Source organism: Vibrio sp. 10N.222.48.A3 (assembly GCF_041475345.1).
Classification (GTDB): Bacteria; Pseudomonadota; Gammaproteobacteria; order Enterobacterales; family Vibrionaceae; genus Vibrio; species Vibrio tasmaniensis_A.
This window is the reverse complement of the sequence record NZ_JBFRVX010000399.1, coordinates 1-5,009: the sequence shown is the minus strand read 5'-3', so window position 1 is coordinate 5,009 and position 5,009 is coordinate 1. Positions and strand designations below refer to the sequence as shown.

At 42.9% G+C, this 5,009-nt stretch carries 5 protein-coding genes; all 5 read left to right on the top strand.

What is annotated here, in order from left to right:
- The first annotated feature begins 93 nt into the window (after positions 1-93).
- The 5 genes from AB4653_RS12465 (at position 94) to AB4653_RS12445 (ending at position 4,847) form a co-directional block, all read left to right on the top strand.
- Positions 94-1,059 carry a sialic acid TRAP transporter substrate-binding protein SiaP gene (locus tag AB4653_RS12465; protein ID WP_102257791.1) on the top strand — a complete coding sequence of 322 codons (966 nt, stop codon included), beginning with the start codon at positions 94-96 and terminating at the stop codon, positions 1,057-1,059.
- A gap of 64 nt (positions 1,060-1,123) precedes the next feature.
- Complete coding sequence (locus AB4653_RS12460; protein ID WP_009847245.1) at positions 1,124-1,633, top strand: TRAP transporter small permease; 510 nt, start codon at positions 1,124-1,126, stop codon at positions 1,631-1,633.
- Between the two features lie 8 nt (positions 1,634-1,641).
- Positions 1,642-2,925, top strand: a complete 1,284-nt coding sequence (locus AB4653_RS12455) for a TRAP transporter large permease (protein WP_009847244.1) — start codon at positions 1,642-1,644, stop codon at positions 2,923-2,925.
- An 82-nt stretch (positions 2,926-3,007) separates the two neighbouring features.
- Positions 3,008-3,898: a dihydrodipicolinate synthase family protein gene (locus tag AB4653_RS12450; RefSeq protein WP_102257792.1), complete on the top strand. Its 891-nt coding sequence runs from the start codon at positions 3,008-3,010 to the stop codon at positions 3,896-3,898.
- Positions 3,899-4,010: 112 nt separating this feature from the next.
- Positions 4,011-4,847 (top strand): MurR/RpiR family transcriptional regulator, encoded by an 837-nt coding sequence (locus tag AB4653_RS12445; protein ID WP_102257793.1) that lies wholly within the window; start codon positions 4,011-4,013, stop codon positions 4,845-4,847.
- Positions 4,848-5,009: the final 162 nt, after the last annotated feature.

The window sequence follows — 5,009 nt, the reverse complement described above, 5'->3', positions numbered from 1 at the left end:
ATAATAATCCATAACGAAGATTTTTTTCAAACAAAATAAAAATTTTTTTTGAAAGTGGTGAAATCAGACCGAAAACCAATATAAGGGAATAATATGAAAGCCATGAACAAAATCACTATTGCTATGCTGACTCTCGGATTTGCTGTTTCTACACAAGCGGCTACAACGCTTAAAATGGGGATGCAAGCCTCAGTAGGCTCTGTGGAATACACTTCTGCGAAACTGCTTGCGGATACCATTGACGAGATGAGTAACGGGGACATCAAACTGTCACTTTTTCCAAGCGCACAGTTAGGTGATGACCGCGCAATGTTACAACAGCTAAGCCTAGGTGATTTGGATATCACTTACGCAGAATTTGGTCGTATGGGTCTTTGGATTCCTCGCGCAGAAGCCGTAACATTGCCATACGTTGCGAAAGACTATGAGCATCTACGCCGTATGTTCGAATCTGATTTTGGCCAAGGCATCCGTGAGGAAATGTTGACTAAGTTCAATTGGCGAGCGCTAGATACTTGGTACAACGGAACACGTGAAACAACGTCTAACCGCCCTCTTGAATCAATCTCAGACTTTAAAGGCTTGAAGCTTCGTGTTCCAAACGCTAAACCAAACTTAAACTACGCAAAACTGTCTGGTGCATCCCCGACACCAATGGCGTTTTCTGAAGTGTACCTAGCACTGCAAACCAACGCCGTTGATGGCCAAGAAAACCCATTGCCGACCATTAAAACAATGAAGTTCTATGAAGTTCAGAAGAACCTCGCGATCACAAACCACATTGTGAACGATCAAATGGTGATCATTTCTGAGACAACTTGGCAAAAACTGTCCGAGGCTGATCGTAAGATCGTGACTGCCGCGGTAGCGAAAGCGGGCGCTGTTCATACTGCTTCAGTGAAAAAACAAGAAGCTGAGTTAGTTGCTTTCTTTGAGTCTCAAGGCGTGAATGTTACTTACCCCGACCTTGCTCCTTTCCGTCAAGCGATGGAGCCGCTATACACGAAGTTTGAAGACAAAATTGGTCAGCCAATTGTGAAAAAACTGGCGAGCATGTAAGCCATCGTCTATTGGTAGTAAATAAGCTTGGCTGGCCATTAGAGGCCAGCCTTGGAGCTAAAAAATGTTACGTAAGATTATTGATAATATCGAAGAGATCATCACCGTGCCTTTAATGGCCATTCTGCTCCTAGTACTGACTTGGCAGATCGGAACCCGTTGGTTATTGAATGATCCTTCGCTTTGGAGTGAAGAGCTCGCACGAGTTCTTTTTATGTATATGTCGTTAATTGGTTGTGCGATGGCCATCAAAACGGGCTCGCACGTCAAAATTACTTTTTTCTCAGATAAATTACCCAACAAAATACGCTTTTCGTTAGCGTTTACTTTGGAGTTAGCTGTACTCGTGTCTATTTTTGCCATCATTTATTTAGGCTACCAGCACGTTCAACGTACCGCTTTTTTTGAACTGATCACGTTAGAAATTTCGAGTAAGTGGATGAATTACAGTTTACCACTTGCGGGGCTGTTTATGGTGGCACGTCAACTGGAAAAAATGGTTCAGTTAGTCGGTGAGTTTCGTGTAAGTACAGCTAAGTCATCTGAACAATCATCTCAAACAGTCGTTAGGTAGGAGTCATTATGGCAGGTTCAATTTTTGGCTGGTTAGCACTTCTGTTTGCAGGGATGCCCGTCGGTTTTTCACTTATTTTCGTTGCACTCGTATTTTTGGTATTGACTCAAAGTACCGGAATTAACTTCGCGGCTCAGCAAATGCTGGGTGGCATCAACAACTTCACTTTGTTGTCGGTTCCGTTTTTTGTATTAACTGGGCACTTAATGAACAGTGCTGGTATTACAGAACGTATTTTTAACTTTGCTAAATCCATGGTCGGGCACATTACCGGTAGCTTGGGCCATGTAAATATTATGGCAAGTTTACTTTTCTCTGGCATGTCTGGATCGGCGCTTGCGGATGCGGGTGGCCTTGGGCAACTTGAAATCAAATCAATGCGAGATGCAAAGTATGATGATGACTTTGCTGGTGGATTAACCGCCGCTTCTTGCATTATTGGTCCTTTGGTTCCACCTTCTGTGCCGCTTGTCATTTATGGTGTGGTTTCAAATACATCGATCGGTGCTTTGTTTTTGGCGGGAGCCATCCCTGGATTGATGTGTGCAGCCTCATTAATGGTAATGAGCTATTTCATCTGTAAGAAACGTGGCTACATGACCTTACCTAAAGCGACTCGTGGTGAGCGATTTAAATCACTAAAAGAAGCTTTCTTGTCTTTGTTGACGCCAGTTATCATTATTGGTGGCATTTTCTCCGGGAAATTCACTCCAACAGAAGCGGCCGTTGTTTCTTCTTTATACGCTTTGTTCTTAGGTGTTGTGGTTTACCGTCAAGTTACGCTTACAAGCTTTGTCGGTATTTTAAAAGAAACCGTTAATACCACTGCCGTTGTCGCGTTGATGGTCATGGGGGTAACGGTATTTGGTTGGATTGTGGCTCGAGAACAATTGCCTCAAATGATGGCTGACTATTTCTTAACAATCAGTGATAACCCGCTTGTACTCTTGCTACTGATTAACTTACTGCTCCTGTTTTTGGGTACATTTATCGAATCGCTAGCCTTGCTTCTTTTATTGGTTCCGTTCCTTGTACCTGTTGCCGCGGCTGTGGGTATTGATCCGGTTCACTTCGGTGTAATGGCTATTTTGAACTTAATGATTGGTATTTTAACTCCGCCAATGGGCATGGCTTTGTATGTGGTTTCGAAGGTTGGAGACATTCCGTTCCATACCTTGACCAAAGGGGTCATTCCACTTTTGGTGCCATTATTTATCGTGCTGGCACTTATTGCGGTATTCCCTCAATTCACGCTTTTTCTTCCAGAATTGATGCTTGATTACGGAAAGTAGCCGCAGATTAAATAAACGACTAAGTAGATGGAATGGGTTCCGGTTTATTCCATATTTAAGACAATAAAATTAAGGTAAGAAGATGAAAAAGTTATCTGGACTAATTGCAGCGCCACACACACCGTTTGATGCCGCTAACAGAGTCAATTTTGGTGCGATTGACCAAATTGCAGAACTGTTAGTTGATCAAGGAGTAACGGGCGCTTACGTGTGTGGAACAACGGGTGAGGGGATTCATTGCTCGGTTGAAGAACGTAAAGCAATCGCGCAGCATTGGGTTAAGGCTGCTGCTGGTAAATTAGATCTCATTATTCATACTGGTGCGCTAAGTATTATTGATACGTTAGAGCTTACTCGCCACGCAGAGGGTTTGGATATTCTCGCGACATCGGCTATTGGTCCGTGTTTCTTTAAACCAGGCAATGTTGAAGATTTGGTCGAATACTGTGCGCAAGTTGCGGCCGCCGCGCCTTCAAAAGGATTTTATTATTACCACTCTGGTATGTCTGGCGTAAATGTCGATTTGGAACAGTTTCTAATTCAAGCCGATGATCGTATTCCTAACTTATCGGGTGCAAAATTTAACAACGTCGATTTGTATGAATATCAACGTTGTGTACGTGTAGCCAATGGTAAGTTTGATATCCCGTTTGGTGTTGATGAGTTTTTGCCCGCTGGTTTGGCTGTTGGGGCTGTGAGTGCTGTCGGTAGTACTTATAACTACGCTGCACCACTTTACTTGAAGATCATTGAAGCATTTAACAAGGGCGATCAAGTTCAAGTCGCAGCGTTAATGGACAAAGTAATTGCGCTTATTCGTGTGTTGGTAGAATACGGCGGCGTAGCAGCGGGTAAAGCCGCGATGGAATTGCATGGTATTGATGCCGGTAATCCTCGCTCCCCAATTCGCCCGTTAACGGCAGTACAAAAAGCCGATGTTGTAGCAAAAATGCGAGACGCTGACTTCTTGTAACAATAAAAGGGGGGGAATCCCCCTTATAATGCGCTTTAAGGTGGGGGGCTATGTCATTGTTTTATGGAGTCTGTTATTTTGGATCAAGCATTAAGTATTTAAAGGGGCCAATGTGAATACGCCTAAAAATTTATTAGTCAGAATGCGTTCAAATATAGAACCCTTGAGTAAAAAACTCACTATTGTGGCTAATTACATTATTGAAAATGCACACGATGTGCAATTTCAAACAATCACGGAACTTGCCAAAAATACTCAAACCAGTGAAGCGACAGTAGTCCGTCTGTGTCGTGATATGGGATATAAAGGGTATTCCGACTTCCGTATGGGGTTGGCTATCGATTTAAGCCAAACGGCTAGCCAAAATGCGCCAGAAATTGAAGGCGATATTTGCGACGTTTCCGCTCAGAATGCGGTAGCAAGTTTGAATGATACCGCCAAGCTAATTGACAGAAAATCGTTAGAGAGGATCTGTACGCTTGTTCATAACTCTAGTTTTATCAGCTGTGTTGGCGTTGGTGCATCGAGTATTGTAGGGCGATATCTTTCTTTTCGTTTGTTAAGAATTGGTAAAAAAGTCACTATGTATGAGGACACTCACCTTGCCGCAATGAATGCAGTTCGTTGTACTGAAGGTGATTTGTGGATATCTGTGTCCAGTTCCGGTTCGACCAAAGAGGTAGTCCACGCGGCGACGCAAGCGTATAAGCGCGGAGTTCCTGTCGTCTCCTTAACGAACATTAGTCACAGCCCTTTGTCTGCCATATCTACTGAAATGTTAGTGGCAGCAAGGCCTGAAGGCCCACTGACTGGAGGCGCGTTTTCTTCTAAAGTTGGTGCTCTGTTGCTCGTTGACGTATTGGTTAATACCTTGCTCGACATTTATCCAGAATACTCAGAGTCCGTTTTGGAAACAGCAGAAGTTGTCATGCCACTTATGACAACTTAATAAGCTAAAACTCATTTCTACCCAAAGCCTGCAATCGTAGGCTTTTATTTTATTTCTATATGAAAATAATTTTTTTGTTAACTTGATCTTATAAAAATAATTTCCTTCGATCAATACTGTGTATGAATCATAAACAAGAGAGTCATACGTATTCTCATTAAC

What these genes read in the sequence shown, in the direction of transcription:
- AB4653_RS12465 (WP_102257791.1), top strand. Translation starts at nt 94, where the DNA reads ATGAAAGCCATGAACAAAATCACTATTGCTATGCTGACTCTCGGATTT.
- AB4653_RS12460 (WP_009847245.1), top strand. Translation starts at nt 1,124, where the DNA reads ATGTTACGTAAGATTATTGATAATATCGAAGAGATCATCACCGTGCCT.
- AB4653_RS12455 (WP_009847244.1), top strand. Translation starts at nt 1,642, where the DNA reads ATGGCAGGTTCAATTTTTGGCTGGTTAGCACTTCTGTTTGCAGGGATG.
- AB4653_RS12450 (WP_102257792.1), top strand. Translation starts at nt 3,008, where the DNA reads ATGAAAAAGTTATCTGGACTAATTGCAGCGCCACACACACCGTTTGAT.